The following is a 20455-nucleotide window of genomic DNA, read 5'->3' as shown; positions in this document are numbered from 1 at the left end:
TGGTGCGTACATTATGGATAAAGAGGGTAATAATAGATGCACTGTTCCGTTTAAAGTGACAATGACGCCATGGATCAACTGGATGCGATGAGAATGTTTATGCGGGTGGCCGAGCTTGAGAGCTTCACCCGCAGTGCCGAGCAACTGGGCATGCCCAAGGCAACGCTCTCCGCGGGCATACGTCGGCTGGAGGAGCAGCTGGGCACTCGCTTGCTTCATCGCACCACCAGGCGGGTGCAACTGACCACGGATGGCCAGCTCTGCTACGCCCGCTGTCAGGCGTTGCTGGCCGACATGGAGGAGTTCAATGGGCTGTTTCGGCCGCATGGGCAACTCAGCGGCCAGCTGCGGGTGGACATGCCAAGCCGGATGGCGCGTCATCTGGTCATACCGGCGCTGCCCGCCTTTCTGGCGGCTCACCCTGACTTGCAACTGATGCTGAGCAGCACGGATCGGCGGGTCGATCTGGTGCGAGAAGGCTTCGACTGCGTAATACGGGTGGGGGCGCTGGAGTCTTCCAGCCTGGTCGCCCGTCCCCTGGGCCACTACCGCCAGATCAACTGCGCCAGCGCCACCTATCTGGCCCGCCATGGTATGCCACAGACCTTGGCCGACCTGGTGGGGCACCGACTGGTCCACTATGGCGCCGTGCCGGGGGACAGAGAGGCCGGGTTCGAGTACTTGCAGGCCGATGGCACCCGCGCCGTGCTGGCGATGGCCGGCGCCCTCACTGTGAACGACAGCGAAACCTATCTGGCCGCGGCGCTGGCGGGGTTCGGGATCATCCAGATGCCGCGAGTCGGGATAGAGGCATTGCTCGCCAGTGGGGAACTGGTCATGGTGTTGCCCCAGTGGCAGGCGCCTCCCTTGCCCATTCATGCCCTCTATGCCCATCGTCGTCAGCTTTCGCCCAGGGTGCGGGCCTTCATCCACTGGCTGGGCGGCGTGCTGGAGACGGCGCTCGCCAGTGAACTTGCCCCGGCATTGTCGAGCGGCCAGTGACGGGGCGCCTCCCTCTGTCATGCACGACATCGGTGGTCAGATACTCTGGTCTGGCTCTCTATAGTGGTAATCGAAGATCCCGGTTTGGCGCGGGCGGGGCAGATAGGCATAATGGCGCTCTCACAGAGCAGAGGAGATCTCATGAAATATATCGGAGCCCACGTCAGTGCCGCCGGCGGGGTGGAGAACACCATAGCTCGCGCCCAGGCCATCGGTGCCAATGCCTTCGCCCTGTTTACCAAGAACCAGCGCCAGTGGCAGGCGGCGCCGCTGTCCGAGGCCAGTATCCGAGCCTTCAAACTGGCGTGCGAGAAAGCCGGTTTTCGCCCGGAGCAGATCCTGCCCCACGACAGTTACCTCATCAATCTGGGCCATCCCGATCCCGACGGCTTGGCCAAGTCTCGCGATGCGTTTCTCGATGAGATAAAGCGCTGCGAGCAGCTGGGACTTTGCTACCTGAACTTCCACCCCGGCAGCCATTTGAAGCAGATCCCGGAAGCGGCCAGCCTGACACTGGTGAGCGAATCCATCAACTGGGCGCTGGAGCGTAGCCAGGGGGTGACGGCCGTGATTGAGAACACAGCCGGACAGGGCACCAACCTCGGCTGGTCGTTTGAACACCTGGCCACCCTCATCGACGGGGTGGAGGACAAGAGTCGGGTCGGTATCTGCTTCGATACTTGCCACGCCTTCGCCGCCGGTTATGACTTGCGCACCCCTGAGTCCTGCGCTCAGGTGTTTGCCGATTTCGATCGCATCGTCGGCTTCCAGTATCTCAAGGGTATGCACATCAACGGCGCCAAGTGCACCTTCGGCAGCCGGGTCGACCGCCATCACAGCTTGCGTGAAGGCAATCTGGGGGAGGCGGTATTCCACCACATCATGAATGACGAGCGTTTCGACGGCATTCCGCTGATCCTGGAGACCATAGACGAGACGATCTGGGGCGACGAGATCAGTTGGCTACGTAGTCTGGCAAAGGCGTAAAGCGCCGCGGCCACCGCATAAGGAGCAATGATGATGCAAGAAGATCCACACGCGCGGCCACTGCGCTGGGGCATTGCCGGAGCGGGCGCCATTGCCCGTCGCTTTTGCAAGGACGTGAATGAGCACGCGAGTCTGGGGCAGGTGGTGGCGATCGCCGCCCGTGATCAGGGGCGAGCCCGGGACTTTGCCGAGGAGCAGGGATTGCCCCTTGCCTATGGCAGCTACCAGGTGCTGGCGGCAAGCACCGAGGTGGAGGCCGTCTATGTAGCGGTGATCCACCCGGAGCACGCCGACCTGATCAAGCAGATGTTGCTGGCGGGCAAGCACGTGCTGGTGGAAAAGCCGGCGGTGACTCAAGTAGCAGATTGGGATGCGCTGGTGCAGCTCGCCCAGGCCCGTGGCCTGCTGCTGATGGAGGCCATGAAGGTGATGTGCTTCCCCGCCATGCGCGAATTGCTGCGGCGACTCGGCGCCTTGCCTGCCCCCAATCGGCTGCAGGCGGCCTTCGGCTCGGTGCAGGAGAGATCCGGCAAACTGTTTGATCCCGCCTTGGCCGGAGGCGCTGCCTGGGATGTGGGTGTCTATCCGCTCTGGCTCTACGCCGCCATCTGTCACCAGCTGGGGCTGGCTGCGGGTGAGCCGCAGGTCGCTCTTTCCCGCCAGACGGGCGAGGTGGACGAGGCCGCCAGCTTCCGCTTTGCCGGCCCCCTCGCGGCCGAGCTGGATGCCTCCATCGTCCAGGATCTCGACAAGGCGGCCTATCTGGGCGGTGAGGGTTGGGCCCTGCAACTGGTCGGCAAGTGGTGGAACCCCCAGCAGGTACGCTGGGTCACAGGCGATCCCTTGCCTGCCTGGCCGGGAGACATAGAGGCGCAGGTAGCGGGCGGTGGCATGCAGCACGAGGCGGATCATTTCGCCGCCTGTGTCAGGCAGGGATTGAGGGATTCCCCCTGGGTGCCGCAGGCCCTGACCAGACAAGTGCTGGGGTGGGTCGAGCACGGCCTGCAAGCCAGCTCGTGATCATGATTTGCAGAGAGGGCGCCGGGGCGCCCTCTCTTTTTTTGTCTGCGCAAGGGGAAGCCAGATGATCGGGCGCGATCATCGAGCCCGATCATCTTATTGCGCTTTTGTCCGAGTGGTTATGTCCGCCAGGGGTTGAGGCAGGGCCCCCTCTTGCGCGCGGCAAAACTGCAGAAAGCGGCGCAGGGTGGCGGAGTGGTATTTCTGCCGGTGCCAGATGAGGGAGAGCTGGCGGGGAAAACGCCGGGCAAGGGAGAAGGCCACCAGACGACCGGCTTGCAACCGATCCGACACCGCCAGGCGGGAGATGAAGGAGATCCCCAGCCCCTTTTCAACCGCCAGCATCACGGCCTCCAGGGTGTTGAGCTCAAGCCCTGCCTGCCAGCGAGGCAGCCCGGGCTGGATCTGTTGCTCGAATTGCTCGCGGCTGCCTGACTGTGGCTCGCGCAGTACCCAGGTTTCATCGCTCAGCTGGCTGAGCGACAGGCGACTGCGCCGGGCGAGGGGATGATCGGGATGAGCCACGATCAGCATCTCGTCATTGAGCCAGGGTTCACTCACCAGATCAGCATGGTGGTTCTGCCCCTCTATCAAGGCCAGATCCAGCTCGAAGTTGGCCAGCAAATGGCACAGCTGGTGGGTGTTGGTGATGGTGACTCTGGGGGGCAGGCCCAGCTCCTGTTTGCTGCTGGCCAGCAGGGTGGGGAGCAGGTAGTTGCCTATGGTCTGGCTCGCTCCCAGGCGAAGCTGGCCGCTTGGCTCTGCATCCGGGCTGAACAGGGTTTCAATATCCTGCATCCGGGTCAGCAGCTCTTCGGCGGCCGGTTGCAGCAAGCGCCCCTCGTTGTTGAGCTGCAATCTGGGGTGAATGCGATCAAACAAGGGGGTGGCGAGCTGACGCTCCAGCTCCTGCAATGACTGGGACACGGCGCCCTTGCTCAGGCAGAGCTCGTTGGCGGCCAGCCCCAGATTGCCGTAGCGGGCTATGGTGGCGAAGACCTTGAGTTGTTGCAGGGTCAGTTTCATGTTTGGTTTACCTGAACAATTGATTCAATTCATTTAGATATCGTAAACGATAGCGGCGCTTTATCCTATGCTCATCGTCTCTCACAAGAGGTTTCAGCCATGATCGCAAGAACTCGTCAATCCTTAGGCAAGGCACCGACCCCCATGGCGGGCCTGGCACTCGGGATCGCCAGTCTCGGTTGGTGCTGGGAAAACGCCGGCCAGTTCGATGGTCGCCTGCAACTGCTGGGCGCCGCCGTTGCCGCCGTGCTGCTGGTGATCCTCACCTTCAAGTTTCTGCTTCATCCACGCCTGCTGTGGCAGGATCTGGCTCACCCTGTGGTGGGCAGCGTTGTGCCCACCTATGCCATGGCCACCATGGTGGTCTCCAAGGCGGTCGGCATGCTGGCCCCCGGTCTGGGCGAGGGGCTCTGGTTGTGTGCCGTTGCGCTGCATCTGCTGTTTCTGGCCACGTTTGTCTGGCACAGAGCCAAGCAGTTCGAGATCCATCACATGGTGCCTAGCTGGTTTGTGCCGCCGGTGGGCATCATAGTGGCTGACGTGGCCTTTCCGGGTGGCCAGTTTGCCGCGCTGGCCGACGGCCTGCTCTGGTTCGGTATGCTCTGCTACGGCCTGATGTTGCCGCTGATGCTCTATCGCCTCATCTTCAGTCATGAAGTACCGGATGCCGCCAAGCCGACCATCGCCATTCTGGCGGCCCCTGCCAGTCTGTCACTCGCCGGTTATCTGACCGTGACCGAGGATCCTTCCTTGTTGCTGGTGGCCGTGCTGCTGGGGATCGCCATTCTGATGACCTGCATCATCTATCTGGCGTTTATCAAGTTGTTGCGCCTGCCGTTTTCACCGGGGTATGCCGCCTTCACCTTCCCGCTGGTGATAGGTGCCACCGCCCTGTTCAAGGTAAGCCACCTGCTGGCGCAGTGGCCACAAGCAACCCACTATGTGGAGCAGGTCAATCTGCTGGCCCACTTCGAACTGGGTGCCGCCACCCTGATCGTCGGCTATGTGGCCTTGCGCTATCTGATGTTCTTTTTGCCATTAAGGGAGATCAACATGGATCACGGCATCGCCCGACACGGCGCCCGCCGCTAGGCACGACTCTCCTGGAGAGACTCGGGGTAAGGGGTCAGTCAACGAGAAGGGCATGCGTGCACGACATGCTCCACTGGCCAGAAGTAGTGAGAGCGCTCCGCCATGGGTGGAGCGCTTTTTTGTCTGCGGTTAAGTGTTGAAGGAGACTGTTTTTGCCGCTGGGAAATCCATTTTTTGAACCAGCGCTCACCCTGAGGTGCTCACGATGAATTTCACTGGTATTACCTGTCAGGACGAATACAATGCAACCCCATTTTCTTCGTTTGACCTCATTCATGTCTTCCCAAGATCCTGTGTTTGATTCCTCTTTTCAGACCCGTTTATTGCGACCGCGTTACTGGCCAAGCTGGTTGGCACTCGGCGCACTCTGTGTGCTCGCCTTCGTGCCGCCTCGCTGGCGTGACAAGCTGGCAGAATGGCTGGCGCCGCTGGTAGTCAAGGTCTCCAAGAAACAGATCTACATCGCCAAAACCAACCTCGATATCTGCTTTGCCAACAAGAGCCAAGCCGAGCGTGATGCCATCCTGATGACCTCCATCCGCATCGGTCTCAAGACCCTGCTTGGATTTGGTGAATTTACCGTGCGCAGTCCCGCCTACCTGATGAAACGTATCCAGGTGAGTGGCTGGGAGCATATCGAGGCGGAGCAGGCCGCCGGCCGCCCCATGATACTGGTGGTGCCCCATAGCTGGCCGGTCGATGCTGCCGGCTACTACTTCACCCAGCGTGGCGTGCCCATGTGCGCCATGATGAAGAGTGCCCGCAATCCGGTATTTGACTGGCACATCAATCGGGAACGAGCCAAGAATGGTTGCCTTGTCTATGAGCGCAGTGCCGGCATCAAGTCGGTGATCAGAACCGTCAAGCGTGGACACAGTTTCTTCTATCTGCCGGACCAGGATCATGGCCGTGAGGCGAGCATCTTTGCGCCCTTCTTCGGCTATCCCAAGGCAACCCTGCCGGCTCTGCCGCGGTTGGTGCAGGTCAGTGGTGCCAAGGCAGTGCCCATGCTGGCCTGCTACGATGAGGCCAAGTACTGCTACCGTCTGGAGATAGAGGCGCCGTTTGCTGATTACCCCAGCGGCGATCTGATGGCGGACACCTGCCGCATGAACAAGATGATTGAGCAGCAACTGACTCGCGATCCGGGCCAATACATGTGGTTCCTCAAGATTTTCGATACCCGTGAAGAGCAGGAAGGGTCGGACGGCCTCTATGAAGAAGGGATCAAGCGGATCCGAGGTGATCTTCCTCCCGGCGCCTGACCTGTCATCGTGATCATGGCCCTGCGGGGCCATTTTTATTGGGTACGAGTCTGTGTGTTGGTAAGACCACTGCACCCCAAAGTGGAAAAAATTGTCAGGATAATTAAAATAACCGTTTATTTTCTATGACTTGATGGCGGCGATGTCTTCACACGATCCGGTTTTTGATACCTCATTTCATGCCCGTCTGCTTCATCCGCGCTGGTGGGGCAGTTGGCTGGCGCTTGGTTTTTTGTGTCTGCTGGCATGGGTGCCTCACGGTGTGCGCGGGCGTTTTGCCAATGCCGTGGCCCCGGCCTTGCTGCGACTTTCCAAAAAGCAGGCCTACATTGCCGAGACCAATCTCAAGATCTGTTTTCCCAAGCTGGATGACGCGGGCCGTAAGGCGCTGCTGCTCAAGGCGATCCGGACCGGTCTCAAGGCATTCATGGGCTTTGGCGAGCTGACCCTGCGCAGCTCCGCGCATCTCAAAAGCCGCATCAAGGTACGGGGCTGGGAGCATATAGAGGCGGAGCTGGCCGCCGGGCGCACCATGATACTGGTCGTGCCTCACACCTGGGCGGTGGACATGATTGGCCGCTACCTGACCGATGAGGGGCTTGCGCTCTGTACCATGATGAAGAGCCCGAAAGATCAGGTGTTTGACTGGTATATCAACCGCGAGCGATCCAAAGCCGGCAAGGTGTATGAGCGCAGTGTCGGCATCAAACCGGCCATCAAGTCCATCCGCAGCGGCTACAACTTCTTCTATCTGCCGGATCAGGATCATGGTCGTGAGAAGAGCATCTTCATCCCTTTCTTCGGTCACCCCAAGGCGACTCTGCCAGCCCTGCCCAAGCTGGTGAAGCTGACCGGTGCCCGTGCTGTGCCCATCCTCGCCTGCTATGACGAGGATGAAGAGTGCTACCGGCTTGAGATTGAACCCCCGTTTGATCCATATCCCACGGACGATTTGACCGCCGACGTCAATGCCATGAACCGCATGGTGGAGCAGCAGCTGAGCCAGTATCCAGAGCAGTACATGTGGTTTCTCAAGATCTTCGAAACCCAGGAACATCAAGAAGGGGAGGATGGTCTCTACGAAGAGGGAATTAAGCGGATCCGCAGCGGTCTGCCACCTGAACCCTGAAGGGAAAGACACTGGCTGGCGACCTGAGATGACAGCGGTGACAAGCGCTTGTCCTTTAAGCAGTTTGGTGAGTAAAACAGCGGCAAATGGGGCACTGGAAGGTGTCAAGGAACAGGGATATGCAAGCTGGCCTCATAGGGGCTATCTTCTGAGGCGCAAATAGGGTAAAAGGGCGGCCATGAAAATTCCAAATCGAATCCAACCTCTGGTTGATGACGGCCTGGTCGATGACGTCATCAGCCGGCTGATGAGCGGCAAAGAGGCCGACGTCTATGTGGTGCGCTGCGGCGACGAGATCCGCTGCGCCAAGGTCTATAAAGAGGCGTCCAAGCGTAGCTTCAAGCAGGCCGTGGTGTATCAGGAAGGGCGCAAGGTGCGTAACAGTCGCAGCGCCCGCGCCATGGAGAAAGGCTCCAAGTACGGTCGCAAACAGCACGAAGAGGTGTGGCAGAACACAGAAGTGGATGCCCTGTTCAAGCTGGCGGCGGCTGGTGTGCGGGTACCGCAGCCCTATGTCTGTCTCGACGGTGTGCTCTTGATGGAGCTTATCACCGACGAGGATGGCAATGTGGCCCCCCGTCTCAATGACGTGGCACTCTCACCCCAGCAGGCTGTCATCGATCACGACAAGGTGATCCGCTATGTGGTGCGCATGCTCTGTGCGGGCCTTATCCACGGGGATCTTTCCGAGTTCAACGTGCTGGTAGATGCCCAGGGTCCCGTCATCATAGACCTGCCCCAGGTGGTGGATGCCGCCGCCAACAACCAGGCCAAGGCGATGCTGGAGCGGGACGTCAACAACATGCGCAACTATTACGGCATGTATGCCCCCGAGCTGCTCAATACCCGTTACGCCAAGGAGATGTGGGCCCTGTTCGAAGATGGCAAGCTGACCCCGGAGAGCGAGTTGACCGGCCTGTTCGAGGAGAGCACAGAGGCCATCGATATCGATTCCGTGCTGCACGAGATCGAAAGTGCTGAAGAGGAAGCCCATGCCCGTCTGGCCCGAATGAACGCCGAGCAGGAAGACAGCTACTGATCGCCACTCATCATCACGTCATCAGTCACAACATGAGCGCCTTCGGGCGCTCATGTTGTTTATGGCTGCCGTTTGACGCGGCATCTGGCTCGCGGCTCAACGCAGGGGCGGGAGGCGGTAAAACCGTACCCAGCAGTCATCCCCTGCATGGTAGCGACGATCCAGCCACTGTCCGTTGGCAGCTTCAATGATCTTGAGGGAGGCTGCATTCGTTTCGTCGCAGCTGATGAGGACGGGGCCGGTCAATACATCTTGTTGCAACCAGCGCAGCAGGGTGCGGGCAACGCCCTCACCGCGGCGGGAGGGGCGGGTATCGTAACCTATGTGGCCAAGCCATTGCGCCGTGGCCGGGTTGTCACCGTGGCGTAGCCGCAGTGTACCGAGTATCTCCCCCTCCTCAAGTGCAAAGTAGGTAGTGGTGGGCAGATACCCCATGGGCAGATGACGGCCCTCTGCGTGATCGAGCTGGCTTTGCAGCCAGCCGTCAGGGTCAAATTGCGCCACCTGATAGAGCGGCAGACCGGCTTCGCCGCACTCGGTCACATAGCTGCGATAGGCGGGGACATCGTCAGGTTGCGCCGGGCGGCACTCTATGGTCGACTGCCTGTTCACGAGCCAGTGACCAAGGGTTGTAGCAGTTGCGGCTCCTCCTGTACGCAGGTCCGTTGTCGCCCCCCTTGCTTGGCCGCATAGAGCGCCCTGTCCGCTCTGGGGTATGCCTGCTCGAAGCACTCTCCTGGCTGCAGCGACGTCAGGCCTATGCTCATGCTGATGGGACCGCCAGCGAGCTGCGAGGTGGCCTGGGCGATCCGTTGCTGCAGGGTGTGGCAGTAATGTGGCAGCGTTTGCGGATTTTCCATCAAGAAAATGACCAGCTCGTCTCCCCCCAGTCGCCCCGCTATCCCCTGCCGTGGCAGGGTAGTGCGTATCACCTGACCCACCAGCCGCAACATGGCATCCCCGGCGGGATGACCGTGCCGGTCATTGATCTGCTTGAAGTCATCCAGGTCGATCAGCAACAGCTGACAGGGGTTGGCGCCTGCACTGACCTGTGCCTGCAACAGTTGCTGAAAATAGTGGCGGCTCAGCAGACCGGTCAGCTCATCCTGATTGGCCCGCCGCTCCAGCTCGCGCTGGGTCGCCAATAGTGCCTGTTGCTGGCGGGTATGGACAAGGCTGAGCAACAGATAGCTGCGGGCTATGGTAAAGAGCAGGCTGAGCAGGATCACGGGGCCGAGCAAGGGGTCGGTAAAGGTACTGGCGTTGAGTTCCGGCTGCCAGAGGTGCTTGGCTATCCGGAGCAGCTGCAGCAGCAACTGCAGACCGAGCAGCAGTATGGCAAAGCGCAATACCCGATAGAGGGGGGCCAGACGTTGATAACGCCAGAGCTGCCAGATCAGTACCGCGAATTGCAGGGAGAGCACGGCGGAGAGGACCATGATCCGGCTGTGGACGTCAGACAGGGGCCGCAGGCTGGCGGTCAGGGCAAACAGCACAAATCCGATGAGCGCTATGGCAGGGCAGAGCCAGCCAAGCTGGTCTGCCTCGCGTCGAAAGAAGTGGCGCAAGCCCCGCTCATACAGCAGGGGCGCGGCAAGCAGCAGCAGGTTGGTCAGCAGTATGTTGGCAAGGGAGATATCCCCCTCGAGCGGCCGGAGCAGCAGGCCGCAGAACGAAGCGGCGATGGCCAGTTCGCTGACAGACCAGTAGAGCAGGCCCCTGATGCGGCGCTGGGTATGCCACACATAGGCAAAAATGACCGCGACCCCGACATGGGACAGCGTGACAAACAGTACCAGACTCAGCAATTGTGCGGAGGAAAACAGATTATGCATCAAGGGTCTCTCAGGGCTCTTCCACCTGTTAACCGCGTCCCGACCTATGAGGTCGATAGCTGGCAGTGCTGGATCACAGCATGAATCCAACCCATTATCAATGGCTTAAGCATCCAGCCATGCATCACTGCGACGCGACCGCCCTGGCAGCCGCTGATGCGTGTGTGGGGAAAAGCAACCCCTGATCCGCTGCCCGTCACTCAGCCAGTACTGGCAGGATCATGACGGTGGCTTCTCGGCCCAGATGGGTCAGCAGGCGGCGTACATCGTCCAGCCGGATGAGCAGGGTGGCGGTATTGACCAGCGGATGGCACTGCACCTGTTCGGCCTGCCAGACTTGCTCATCCACCACCAGTTCCACCACCTGCTCCGTATCACGCACCATGGCGAGCAGGGTGACGGCACCCGGGGTTAGACCGAGCGCGGCATGCAACCGCTCCGGGGAGCCAAAGCTCAGTCGCTTGACTCCAAGCTTGGCAGCCAGCGCCTTGAGATCGACCCGGCTCTCCTGTGGCGTGACCACCAGAAACAGCCGCTCGCTTTTGGGATCGCGTAAAAACAGGTTCTTGGTCCTGGCGGCTGGCAAGTCAGGCAACAGCCGACTCGCCTCCTCACAGGTAAAGACGGGAGGGTGATCGAATCGCTGGTAGGGAATGACCAGCCGATCCAGCAGGGAATAGAGTGCCACTATGGATTCCTTGTATGGGGTGAACCGGTGCAAGCAGGTATGCCAGTGACAGCACGCTTGCCCACGTGTGCGCGTCTTCGAGCTTACCAGCATGAGCCTTGCGGTGCAGCCTGGCATGACGATTGCGGGCAAGCACTGTATGAACGTACAATACTCCCATCCCAAAACCGGCCCCTTTATCCTGAATGATTGCGACCCAGCCCACCGTGACGACGACCGCTCCTGCAAACGCGCCCCTGGACGGCTTCATCCTGACCCGCCATGGTCGGGACGTGCGCGGACGCAACGGGCACGCAGCAACGACCGAAATCGTGATGTGGCTCTGGAGTGCGCAGGGGCCGGTACGGCTGGTGGTGCCCGGGCAGGAGCCTTTGTTCTTCCTGCCACAGAGCCACATGCAGGAAGCGGCCGAGCTGTTCAAGGGCTCAGGCGTGAGCGGGCGGTTTCGGCGCCTGCCCATGCACACCTTCGATGGGCGTGCCGTGGTGGCTTGCTATTTCTCCACCTTGAGCGCTTTTCACCGTGCCATCGAGTTGTTGCTGATCCGCGGGCTGGAGCACTTCGAGGCGGATATCCGGCTGCCGGAGCGGTTTCTGATGGAGCGCTTCATCACAGCCGGAGTCCGCTTTGGCGGCAAAACGGCGCGCAAGGGGGGCAAGCACGGTTACTGGGAGGTGAACGAGGCGCGCTGTGCGCCGCAGGCGGTGACGCCGACGCTCTCCTGGGTATCTCTGGATGTGGAGTGTGCCATGGACGGGGCCCTCTTTTCGGTGGGGCTCTACAGCGAGCAGGATGCCCGCGTCATCATGATAGGCTCCCCCGAGGTCGGCGCGGATGAGTGGAGCACGACCCTGGAGTGGGTGGCGGACGAGAATGCCTTGCTCGGGGCGCTGGAGCAGTGGTTCAGCCAGCATGATCCAGACCTGGTGATCGGCTGGAACGTGGTGAATTTTGACTTTCGGCTGCTGCTGCGCCGCGCCGAGCTCAACAAGCGGCGGCTGCGGCTCGGGCGGGGGCGGGAGCTCTGTTTCTGGCGCTCATCGCGTAACGATCCCCAGACCGGCAATGTCATCATACCGGGGCGCATGGTGCTCGACGGCATAGATACCCTGAAAAGCGCCACCTGGCAGTTTGCCAGTTACAGCCTGGATGCTGTAGCAAGCGAGCTGCTCGGCCGCGGCAAGGATATCGAGGATGTGGCCAATCGGGGGGAGAAGATCACCGAACTGTTCCACTCCGACAAGGAGGCGCTGGCCCGCTACAACCTGGAAGATTGCAGGCTGGTATGGGAGATCTTCGACTACTGCCACCTCATTCCCTTTGCCATCGAGCGGGCTTCCCTTACCGGCCTTGAGCTCGATAGGGTCGGTGGCTCTGTGGCGGCGTTTACCAACCTCTATCTGCCGCGGCTCCATCGCGGTGGCTATGTGGCCCCCAATCTGCCTGCCGACGGCGGGCTGGCAAGCCCCGGCGGCTATGTGATGGACTCCAAACCCGGTCTCTATCGCCACGTACTGGTGCTCGATTTCAAGAGCCTCTATCCCAGCATCATCCGCACTTTTTGTATTGACCCCATGGGGCTGGTGGAGGGGCTGCAGCATCCTGATGAGGCGATCCCCGGCTTTCGCGGCGCCCTCTTCTCCCGTACTCGCCACTTCCTGCCGGATCTCATCGCCACCCTGTGGGCGGCGCGGGACAGGGCCAAGGCGGCCAGCAACAAGGCGCTTTCCCAGGCCATCAAGATCATCATGAACTCCTTCTACGGCGTGCTGGGCTCGGGGGGCTGCCGTTTCTACGACCCCAGGCTTGCTTCTTCCATCACCCTGCGCGGTCACAGCATTATGCAGCAGACTCGGGAGTGGATTGAGGCGCAAGGTTTCGAGGTGATCTACGGCGACACTGACTCCACTTTCGTCCACCTGGCCAGGGAGACAAGCTCGCAGCAGGCCGATGAGATTGGTCATGGTTTGGCGCGGATGATCAACGACAACTGGACGGCACTGATCAAGCGCGAGTTCGACCTGCCCAGTCATCTGGAGATCCAGTACGAGACCCACTACCGCCGCTTTCTGATGCCGACCATTCGCGGGCTGGAGAAGGGCAGCAAGAAGCGGTATGCCGGTCTGGTTGGCAAGGCGAGCGAGGGGACGGAACAACTGGTGTTCAAGGGGCTCGAGTCGGTGCGCACTGACTGGACCATGCTGGCCAAACAGTTCCAGACCAGGCTCTATGAGCTGGTGTTTCACGATGAAGATCCCAGCGGCTATGTGCGCACCATGGTGGATGAGACTCGGGCCGGCTTGCACGATGATCTGCTCATCTACCGCAAGCGGCTGCGCCAGAAGCTGGAGGAGTACCAGAAGAACGTCCCGCCCCATGTGCGGGCGGCACGGCTGGCCGATGAAGAGAACCTGCGCCGGGGCCAGCCCCAGCGCTACCAGCACAGGGGCACCATTTCCTATCTGATGACCCTCAATGGGCCTGAGCCGCTGGAATACAGGCGCAGTGCCATCGACTACGAGCACTACATCGACAAGCAGATCAGACCCATAGCGGATGCCATACTGCCGTTTATCGGCGAGTCATTCGAGCGGATCTGCGGCCAGCAGCTGGATCTGTTCTAGTCCCGTCAGACAGTGTGTTGTGACAGGGCAACGAAGGGGAAGCAGAGAGGTCAGCAAGTTGGGTCGTGAGGCGGCTTATTCAGTACAGCATCAAGGGGAGGGCGCACGGGCCCGGCCTGTTGATCCCGTAGCGATGCAGGTGGCCCTGACATGCAAAAAGCCCGCTCATGGAGCGGGCTTTTTTAATCTGGTGCGTCCTAGTGGATTCGAACCACCGACCCCCACCATGTCAAGGTGATGCTCTAACCAGCTGAGCTAAGGACGCAGGGTGCGCAATGCGACTTCTGTTTGCAGGGGAGTGGTGGGTTTAATTGGATTCGAACCAACGACCCCTACCATGTCAAGGTAGTGCTCTAACCAACTGAGCTATAAACCCACATCTGCAATCTATTATGGTGCGTCCTAGTGGATTCGAACCACCGACCCCCACCATGTCAAGGTGATGCTCTAACCAGCTGAGCTAAGGACGCATACTCGGTATTCTGTGATGGTGCGTCCTAGTGGATTCGAACCACCGACCCCCACCATGTCAAGGTGGTGCTCTAACCAGCTGAGCTAAGGACGCATCACAGAAAAAGTGGTGGGTTTAATTGGATTCGAACCAACGACCCCTACCATGTCAAGGTAGTGCTCTAACCAACTGAGCTATAAACCCACTGCAAGAATCGGTAATGACCGCTTCATGACACCAGCACTGCTGACGTGGTCGGCATACTACCCATGCCCCCAAAGGCTGTCAACAGGCGGTATGCACAAAGGAGACCGTTTGCCGAGTTCTTGCGCAGCCTGTTGATTTTACAGGCACACCCTATCCGGACTTGGGTAGCAGGGGGGGCTTGCCGCCGGGTGCTTCACAGCGCAAAAAGACCCCTTGCCAGGCCTTGGCATGGCGCACTGTGGCGGCGCGAAAATCCAGCCAGACGCGGCTCTCCAGCCCGCTGGCGTAGCTTGTCTGCCATGCCTGCAGGGCTGGCGGGGATGCATTGTCAAACAGGGCGGCCAGGGAAGGGGAAATCTGGCGGAACTGGCGATCAAGCTGAGCCAGCCAGGGTTGCAGCCCCCTGGCATAGTAGTGCGTCATTGCACCCCGCAGACGATCTTGTCGCTGTGGATCCGTGGCCGGGCAGAGTGTGGTGATGGGCAAAGGCTCCAGTTGTGCACTTATCTGGTTGAGCCAGGCCGTGGCCAGCGGCAGTGAATAGAGCAGCCGGGGCAGGGCATCCGATCGGTAGAGGCTCTCCAGCGCATCCGTCAACGGAGGCAGGGATGCCGTCACATGGTCGGGACGGGCCACCGCCTCTTGCCAGCGCTGCAACTGACCCAGTGCCTGGCGGGTCTCCAGCAGAGTGCTGGTCAGCGACAAGGAGGTTCGTCTGGGGGTCAGCACCCGGCGCAGCTCCGGGGTGCTGACCAGCGCATTCCAGAAGCGATCCGGCAACATGGCCGCTTTCTGTTGTCGCAGACTGTCCAGCCACTGTGCTACCTCGGGGTCCTGTGTCTTGCAGCGTGCCAGCCCCTGCACCAGTTGCCACTCATAGGCCAGCTGGCTGAAGTTATCCGTGCTGCGCCCGACAGGGCCGTTGCGTTCGGCCACCAGGGTGCCGAGGCCACACTGGTTGAGGGGCAAGATATCGAGCAGGCCAATGCGCAGATCTGGCAGTGGACGCTGCAGTTCCCGCTGGGCGGGGAAGGGCACCAGCGTAATGACGGGAGAGGGAGTGGACGGGAGACTCAGTACATGGGCCACCCTGGTTTGATAGGTGGCAAATTGATCCTCTATGGTGGGGGTACAGCCTGCCAGCTGCATCCCCCACAGCCAGATCAGTCCGTTACGGATGGGCGCCGAAACGGCCATAGATCACCTTGAGACGGGCGCCCAGCATCAGGGCTGCACCGGTCAGGCCGACGATAAAACCGACCCAGAAGCCCTGCGGCCCCATGCGAGGTACGACCCAATCGGTCAGTCCCAGCAGCATGCCGGTAGGCAGGCCCAGACCCCAGTAGGCGACTATGGTGACGTAGAAAATCGCCTTGGTGTCCTTGTATCCACGCAGCGCCGCGGCCGCTACCACCTGTACCGAGTCGGAGACCTGATAGATGGCGGCGAAGAACAGCAAGGTAGCCGCCAGCGTGATCACCTGCATGTCGTCTGTGTAGATGGTCGCTATCTGTTCACGCAGCAGCACTGTCAGGGCGGCGGTGCAGGCCGCGACCGCCATGCCCAGCATGAGGCCGGTACGGGCCGCGACCCGGGCGTGGTCCGGCAAGCCTTCCCCTATGCTGTGGCCGACCCGGATAGTCACCCCCACACCAATGGAGAGCGGCAGCATGAACACCAGGCTGGAGAAGTTCAGCGCTATCTGGTGGCTCGCTACCGTCTCTGCTCCGAACGGGGCCAGCATCAGGGCCACCACGGTAAACAGGGTCACCTCGCAGAAGATGGCCATGGCAATGGGAAAGCCGAGTCGGAACAGGCGCCAGATCCGGCTGCCATTGGGGCGTGCTAGCTGGACAAACAGGTTGATCTTCGTGAAGTGAGGGGAGAGTTTCACATAGATGATCATTGCCAGCAGCATGGCCCACAGCACGATGGCGGTGGCCACCCCACAACCGACACCGCCGAGTTTTGGCATGCCAAAATGGCCGTGGATGAAGATGTAGTTGGCGGGAATATTGACCGCCAGCCCGACGAAACCTATCACCATGGTGGGCATGGTGTGGGAGAGTCCCTCACTGAAGTTGCGCAGCACCTGGAACAGCACGAAGGCGGGCAGCCCCCACAAGATGGCATGCAGATAGCCGGCAGTCTTGGTGGCCATGACGGCGTCCACGTCCATGAATTGCAGGGTCAGCGGGCTGAAATAGAGCGCTATCATGGCGATGGGAGTGACCATGAGCGCCAGCCAGAAGCCCTGATGCACGGCCGGGCGGATCTCGTCCCGTTTGCGAGCCCCGTTGAGCTGGGAGACGATGGGGGTGAGCGCCATTATGATGCCCTGCACCAGCAAGATGATCGGCAACCAGAAGCTGGTGGCGACCGACACGGCCGCCAGATCCACGGCGCTGACTTGCCCCGCCATCACGGTATCGACAAAGTTCATGGCGATCTGGGCCACTTGGGCGACCAGAATGGGGCTGGCTAAACGAACGAGCTGCCTCGCCTCGGACCAATAACGTTGCACTGACACCTCCGAGTGGATCAGATAAAAAGAGCAAGAACGGATAACAGGATGGGCTTTTGCCCCCTCACCGGGAGGAGACAAAATGCGGGGGTGTCATTCTAGCCTGAAAGTCGCCCGCCGCGAAACGGTTGGCGGCAGGCTTTCTGCCCGGATCAGGCGTCCTGATGATCGCTGATCAGCAGATTGGCGGCGGCATAGGCGGCTTCCTGGCGCAGTTCGGCCGGCACCCGCTCGTCGGAGGCCACAGCATTGAGGGCCCTGATGGTCGCCGCTATGGCCTGCGGCACATAACCCTGCTCACCTGAGCCAATCTGGTTATAGGCGATGCGAATGGCCTCACAACATTGATATACCTGCATTATTTCTTCCTCATTAACCCGAATGTGAACGCCGTCACTATAGCGATCGGGGGCAAGCTTGTCAGCAGGCGTGCTTGTCTGGGCGGCGGGCCGGGGTTAACCTGCCTTTTTTCGTAGCAGGAGAAGAGACATGTTCACCGGCATAGTGCAGGGGACCGCCGAACTGGTTGCCATCAAAGCGCTTCCCAACTTTCGCACCCATGTGATCCGCATGCCAAGCCTGGCCTGGGGTGAGGGATTGGCGTTGGGGGCCTCCGTGGCCCATAACGGCTGCTGCCTGACAGTCACCCGGGTGGAAGGCGATCTGGTCAGCTTCGATCTGATCCAGGAAACCCTGCGCCTGACCAACCTTGGCACGCTGCAAGAGGGGGACAAGGTCAACGTGGAGCGGGCTGCCCGCTTTGGTGACGAGATCGGCGGTCATACCATGTCTGGCCATATCATGGGCACGGCGGAAGTGATCTCGGTCATAGACACCCCCAACAATCGTCAGGTATGGTATCGCCTTGCCCCCACGCTCATGAAGTACGTGTTGACCAAAGGCTACATCGGCATCGACGGCATCAGCCTGACAGTGGGTGAGGTGCGAGAGAGTGAATTTTGCGTCAATCTGATCCCGGAGACCCTGGCTCGTACCAACCTGGGTTGGGTCAAAGCCGGTTGGCACACCAATATCGAGATCGATCCCCAAACCCAGGCCATCGTCGATACGGTGGAGCGGGTACTGGCTGCGCGCCAGTTGGCCTGACCTGGGCGAAAGCTTCCGACATGCCATGGAAAAGGGCCTGCATTGCAGGCCCTTTTGAACGCTCGAATTTTGATGACTCGCAATCAAAACATCTGCTCGTCGTCTGCATCCACAAACAGTTGCAGGCAGTCACGGGCTTCGTCCAGATGCAGCCGCAGGTGGATGGGGTTGCAACAAGCCATGCAATCTTCGTAGAACTCCTGATCCCCCTGGCTGGCATCCAGCTCGACCCGGGTATGATGGCCACAGTGGGGGCAGACGATACGCTTGCTGGTGTACTCGATCATGGTGACCTCCTCGGGCCCTCAGGCCGCCTATCTTCCCTGATTCTAGTTGGCCGTGAGGGAGTTAACCGCGAGCAAGCGCACGTTTATGACAGTGGTCAGGGGGATACGGCGATCTGGTCCCTTTAGTGCCATTTAGTGCCATTGCTGTCTGCGGGAGCCTATGCCACCCAGCTGGCCAGCGTGGCGGCATTCAACTCACCGAGGGATCTGAGCTGGTGATCGGCAATGGCCAGACGGGGATCGCCGACCAATGCCGGGTCCGGTACTATGAGCGCTCTCATGGAGGCCGCCTTGGCCGCCAGCAGGCCGGTGAAGCTGTCTTCAATGGCCAGACAGTGTACCGGTTCTACCCCGAGTTTTTCCGCCGCGTGTATGTAAACGTCCGGATGCGGTTTGCCGAAGCGCTCCACCTCGGCGGAGTGCACCGCCAGAAAGCGATCACGGATACCGAGCTTGCCGAGCACCGCCTCGACCATGGTGAAGGGGGAGGAGGTTGCCAGCCCAATCTTGAGCCCTTGTGCCTCCATCAGTGCCAGCGCCTCCAGCACCCCCTCCTTGGGTTGGCCTTCACTCAGGATCAGGGCAATGACCTGATCCAGGATGCGTTGCATCACCTCTTCCTGGCTGGGGCCCACCCAGGGGCGAAGCCGATACCAGTGCGCTACCAGCTGGTCGATGCGCACGCCTATGGTGGAGTTGCAATCCTCCTCGCTGTGGGGATGACCCAGCCCGGAGAACACGGCCATCTGGGCCCGTTGCCAAAAGGGTTCCGAGTCGATCAGAACACCATCCATATCGAAGATCACGGCAGCTAACATCTTGTACTCCTGACAAATTTGAAGGGGGATTATAAGCCTGACGGGCAAATGCAAAAGGGGCATTGCCATGCCCCTTGCGCCTGATCACGTCAGCAACCGGTTGTGGTCAACAAATCACCTCGACCCGGGCGGCGACCGCCTTGGCTTTTTCCACCGCCTCTTCACACTGCTGCCCACGGGCCAGGGCGACCCCGAGCCGGCGGCGACCGGCGATCTCGGGCTTGCCAAACAACCGCAGCTGGGCGCCCGATACCAATGCCAGCGCCTCCCCAATGCCCTGATAGCGGATGTTCTGACTGTGACCATCCCGCAGCACCACGGCCGAGGCGCTCGGCCCGTACTGGGTGATGGTGCCGATGGGCAGCCCCAGGATGGCGCGTACATGGAGGGCAAATTCGGAGAGATCCTGAGAGATCAGGGTCACCATGCCGGTGTCGTGGGGGCGGGGGGAAACTTCGCTGAACCACACCTCGTCGCCCCTGATGAAGAGCTCGACCCCGAACAGGCCATAACCGCCAAGCGCCCCGACCACCTTGGCGGCGACCTCCTTGGAGCGGGCCAGCGCCAGGGTGCTCATCGCCTGTGGCTGCCAGGATTCGCGGTAGTCGCCATCTTCCTGGCGGTGGCCTATGGGGTCGCAAAAATGAATGCCATCCACGGCCCGCACCGTGAGCAGGGTGATCTCGTACTCGAAGGGGACGAAGCCTTCGACAATCACCTTGCCGCGACCGGCACGGCCACCCTCCTGGGCGTAGGTCCAGCTTTCGTCCAGTTTGGCGAGATCCTGCAGCACGCTCTGACCCTTGCCCGACGAGCTCATCACGGGTTTTACCACGCAGGGCAGGCCGATGGCCTCAACGGCGGCGATGAACTCCTCCTTGCTCTGGGCAAAACGGTAGGGGGAGGTGGGCAGACCCAACTCTTCGGCGGCCAGCCGGCGGATCCCTTCCCGATTCATGGTGAGCTGGGTGGCGCGGGCGTTCGGCACCACCTTGACCCCCTCTTGTTCAAGCTGTGCCAGGGTATCGGTGGCGATGGCCTCGATTTCAGGAATGATGAGATCGGGTTTGACCAGGGTGACCAGGGCGCGCAGGGCATTGCCATCGAGCATGTCCAGCACGTGGGCTTGGTGCGCCACCTGCATGGCGGGGGCATTGGGGTAACGGTCGGCGGCGATCACCTCGATCCCGAACCGTTGCAACTCGATGGCGACTTCCTTGCCGAGTTCTCCCGAGCCAAGCAGCAGGGCGCGGGTGGCGCTGGGGCGGGTGGCGGTTCCAAACATACGATCTCTCCTGATGTCGATGGTCACAATGTCGCTGTCGCTATTGGCAGCAATAGCAGGCAAAAAAAG

19 protein-coding genes and 5 tRNA genes are annotated in these 20455 nt (G+C 60.7%); 9 read left to right on the top strand and 15 right to left on the bottom strand.

Going from position 1 to position 20455, the window contains the following annotated elements:
• The first annotated feature begins 69 nt into the window (after nucleotides 1-69).
• From GWQ31_RS16655 to GWQ31_RS16645, 3 genes are all read left to right on the top strand, one after another.
• Nucleotides 70-1002 carry a LysR family transcriptional regulator gene (locus GWQ31_RS16655; protein ID WP_265421733.1) on the top strand — a complete coding sequence of 311 codons (933 nt, stop codon included), beginning with the start codon at nucleotides 70-72 and terminating at the stop codon, nucleotides 1000-1002.
• A 141-nt stretch (nucleotides 1003-1143) separates the two neighbouring features.
• On the top strand, nucleotides 1144-1989 hold the full coding sequence (nfo, locus tag GWQ31_RS16650; RefSeq protein ID WP_275909848.1) for a deoxyribonuclease IV: 846 nt from the start codon (nucleotides 1144-1146) through the stop codon (nucleotides 1987-1989).
• Nucleotides 1990-2016: 27 nt separating this feature from the next.
• Complete coding sequence (locus GWQ31_RS16645; RefSeq protein WP_275909847.1) at nucleotides 2017-3009, top strand: Gfo/Idh/MocA family oxidoreductase; 993 nt, start codon at nucleotides 2017-2019, stop codon at nucleotides 3007-3009.
• A gap of 96 nt (nucleotides 3010-3105) precedes the next feature.
• Here GWQ31_RS16645 and GWQ31_RS16640 read toward each other — a convergent pair whose 3' ends face one another.
• Nucleotides 3106-4035, bottom strand: coding sequence for a LysR substrate-binding domain-containing protein (locus GWQ31_RS16640; protein WP_059114072.1), 930 nt, complete (start codon nucleotides 4033-4035; stop codon nucleotides 3106-3108).
• A gap of 99 nt (nucleotides 4036-4134) precedes the next feature.
• Here GWQ31_RS16640 and GWQ31_RS16635 point away from each other — a divergent pair, with 99 nt between their 5' ends.
• The 4 genes from GWQ31_RS16635 to GWQ31_RS16620 all read left to right on the top strand — a co-directional run bounded on the left by GWQ31_RS16635 (nucleotide 4135) and on the right by GWQ31_RS16620 (nucleotide 8560).
• Nucleotides 4135-5127: a TDT family transporter gene (locus GWQ31_RS16635; RefSeq protein ID WP_275909846.1), complete on the top strand. Its 993-nt coding sequence runs from the start codon at nucleotides 4135-4137 to the stop codon at nucleotides 5125-5127.
• A 275-nt stretch (nucleotides 5128-5402) separates the two neighbouring features.
• Nucleotides 5403-6392 (top strand): lauroyl-Kdo(2)-lipid IV(A) myristoyltransferase, encoded by a 990-nt coding sequence (lpxM, locus tag GWQ31_RS16630; protein ID WP_265421736.1) that lies wholly within the window; start codon nucleotides 5403-5405, stop codon nucleotides 6390-6392.
• Between the two features lie 133 nt (nucleotides 6393-6525).
• Nucleotides 6526-7521 carry a lauroyl-Kdo(2)-lipid IV(A) myristoyltransferase gene (locus GWQ31_RS16625; RefSeq protein ID WP_265421737.1) on the top strand — a complete coding sequence of 332 codons (996 nt, stop codon included), beginning with the start codon at nucleotides 6526-6528 and terminating at the stop codon, nucleotides 7519-7521.
• A 178-nt stretch (nucleotides 7522-7699) separates the two neighbouring features.
• A complete protein-coding gene (locus GWQ31_RS16620; protein ID WP_275909845.1) occupies nucleotides 7700-8560 on the top strand; it encodes a PA4780 family RIO1-like protein kinase in 861 nt (286 codons plus the stop codon).
• 96 nt (nucleotides 8561-8656) lie between these two features.
• Here GWQ31_RS16620 and GWQ31_RS16615 read toward each other — a convergent pair whose 3' ends face one another.
• The 3 genes from GWQ31_RS16615 to GWQ31_RS16605 form a co-directional block, all read right to left on the bottom strand.
• Entirely contained in the window at nucleotides 8657-9172 is a 516-nt protein-coding gene (locus GWQ31_RS16615) for a GNAT family N-acetyltransferase (protein ID WP_275909844.1), read from the bottom strand.
• The gene (locus GWQ31_RS16610) at nucleotides 9169-10395 is read right to left on the bottom strand and encodes a GGDEF domain-containing protein (RefSeq protein ID WP_275909843.1); all 1227 of its coding nucleotides are present in this window, start codon (nucleotides 10393-10395) and stop codon (nucleotides 9169-9171) included. The genes GWQ31_RS16615 and GWQ31_RS16610 overlap by 4 nt, the downstream gene beginning before the upstream one ends.
• A gap of 196 nt (nucleotides 10396-10591) precedes the next feature.
• Entirely contained in the window at nucleotides 10592-11083 is a 492-nt protein-coding gene (locus GWQ31_RS16605; RefSeq protein ID WP_275909842.1) for a prolyl-tRNA synthetase associated domain-containing protein, read from the bottom strand.
• A 185-nt stretch (nucleotides 11084-11268) separates the two neighbouring features.
• Here GWQ31_RS16605 and GWQ31_RS16600 point away from each other — a divergent pair, with 185 nt between their 5' ends.
• Complete coding sequence (locus GWQ31_RS16600; protein ID WP_275909841.1) at nucleotides 11269-13707, top strand: DNA polymerase II; 2439 nt, start codon at nucleotides 11269-11271, stop codon at nucleotides 13705-13707.
• Between the two features lie 188 nt (nucleotides 13708-13895).
• On the opposite strand, the gene GWQ31_RS16595 is transcribed toward GWQ31_RS16600, so the two are convergent.
• The 8 genes from GWQ31_RS16595 to GWQ31_RS16560 form a co-directional block, all read right to left on the bottom strand.
• Nucleotides 13896-13972 (bottom strand) — tRNA-Val (locus GWQ31_RS16595).
• Nucleotides 13973-14006: 34 nt separating this feature from the next.
• A tRNA-Val gene (locus tag GWQ31_RS16590) sits at nucleotides 14007-14083 on the bottom strand.
• 17 nt (nucleotides 14084-14100) lie between these two features.
• A tRNA-Val gene (locus GWQ31_RS16585) sits at nucleotides 14101-14177 on the bottom strand.
• An 18-nt stretch (nucleotides 14178-14195) separates the two neighbouring features.
• Nucleotides 14196-14272, bottom strand: a tRNA-Val gene (locus GWQ31_RS16580).
• Nucleotides 14273-14285: 13 nt separating this feature from the next.
• Nucleotides 14286-14362: transfer RNA gene (locus GWQ31_RS16575), tRNA-Val, on the bottom strand.
• Between the two features lie 153 nt (nucleotides 14363-14515).
• On the bottom strand, nucleotides 14516-15562 hold the full coding sequence (locus GWQ31_RS16570; RefSeq protein WP_275909840.1) for a DUF3080 family protein: 1047 nt from the start codon (nucleotides 15560-15562) through the stop codon (nucleotides 14516-14518).
• A complete protein-coding gene (locus GWQ31_RS16565) occupies nucleotides 15537-16889 on the bottom strand; it encodes an MATE family efflux transporter (RefSeq protein ID WP_275909839.1) in 1353 nt (450 codons plus the stop codon). Before GWQ31_RS16565 ends, GWQ31_RS16570 begins: the two co-directional genes overlap by 26 nt.
• 152 nt (nucleotides 16890-17041) lie before the next feature.
• The gene (locus tag GWQ31_RS16560) at nucleotides 17042-17248 is read right to left on the bottom strand and encodes a YaeP family protein (protein WP_005311233.1); all 207 of its coding nucleotides are present in this window, start codon (nucleotides 17246-17248) and stop codon (nucleotides 17042-17044) included.
• Nucleotides 17249-17378: 130 nt separating this feature from the next.
• On the opposite strand from GWQ31_RS16560, the gene GWQ31_RS16555 reads away from it, so the two are divergent.
• Nucleotides 17379-17996 carry a riboflavin synthase subunit alpha gene (locus GWQ31_RS16555; protein WP_275909838.1) on the top strand — a complete coding sequence of 206 codons (618 nt, stop codon included), beginning with the start codon at nucleotides 17379-17381 and terminating at the stop codon, nucleotides 17994-17996.
• A gap of 83 nt (nucleotides 17997-18079) precedes the next feature.
• On the opposite strand, the gene GWQ31_RS16550 is transcribed toward GWQ31_RS16555, so the two are convergent.
• From GWQ31_RS16550 to purT, 3 genes are all read right to left on the bottom strand, one after another.
• Entirely contained in the window at nucleotides 18080-18283 is a 204-nt protein-coding gene (locus GWQ31_RS16550; RefSeq protein ID WP_017412080.1) for a CPXCG motif-containing cysteine-rich protein, read from the bottom strand.
• 158 nt (nucleotides 18284-18441) lie between these two features.
• On the bottom strand, nucleotides 18442-19101 hold the full coding sequence (hxpB, locus tag GWQ31_RS16545) for a hexitol phosphatase HxpB (RefSeq protein ID WP_017412079.1): 660 nt from the start codon (nucleotides 19099-19101) through the stop codon (nucleotides 18442-18444).
• Nucleotides 19102-19207: 106 nt separating this feature from the next.
• A complete protein-coding gene (gene purT / locus GWQ31_RS16540) occupies nucleotides 19208-20386 on the bottom strand; it encodes a formate-dependent phosphoribosylglycinamide formyltransferase (protein WP_275909837.1) in 1179 nt (392 codons plus the stop codon).
• Between the last annotated feature and the right edge of the window lie 69 nt (nucleotides 20387-20455).

Source organism: Aeromonas sp. 2MA4, assembly GCF_029237305.1.
GTDB classification, from domain to species: domain Bacteria; phylum Pseudomonadota; class Gammaproteobacteria; order Enterobacterales; family Aeromonadaceae; genus Aeromonas; species Aeromonas salmonicida.
The sequence above is the reverse complement of the archived record's forward strand: the minus strand, read 5'-3'. Positions and strand labels throughout refer to the sequence as shown.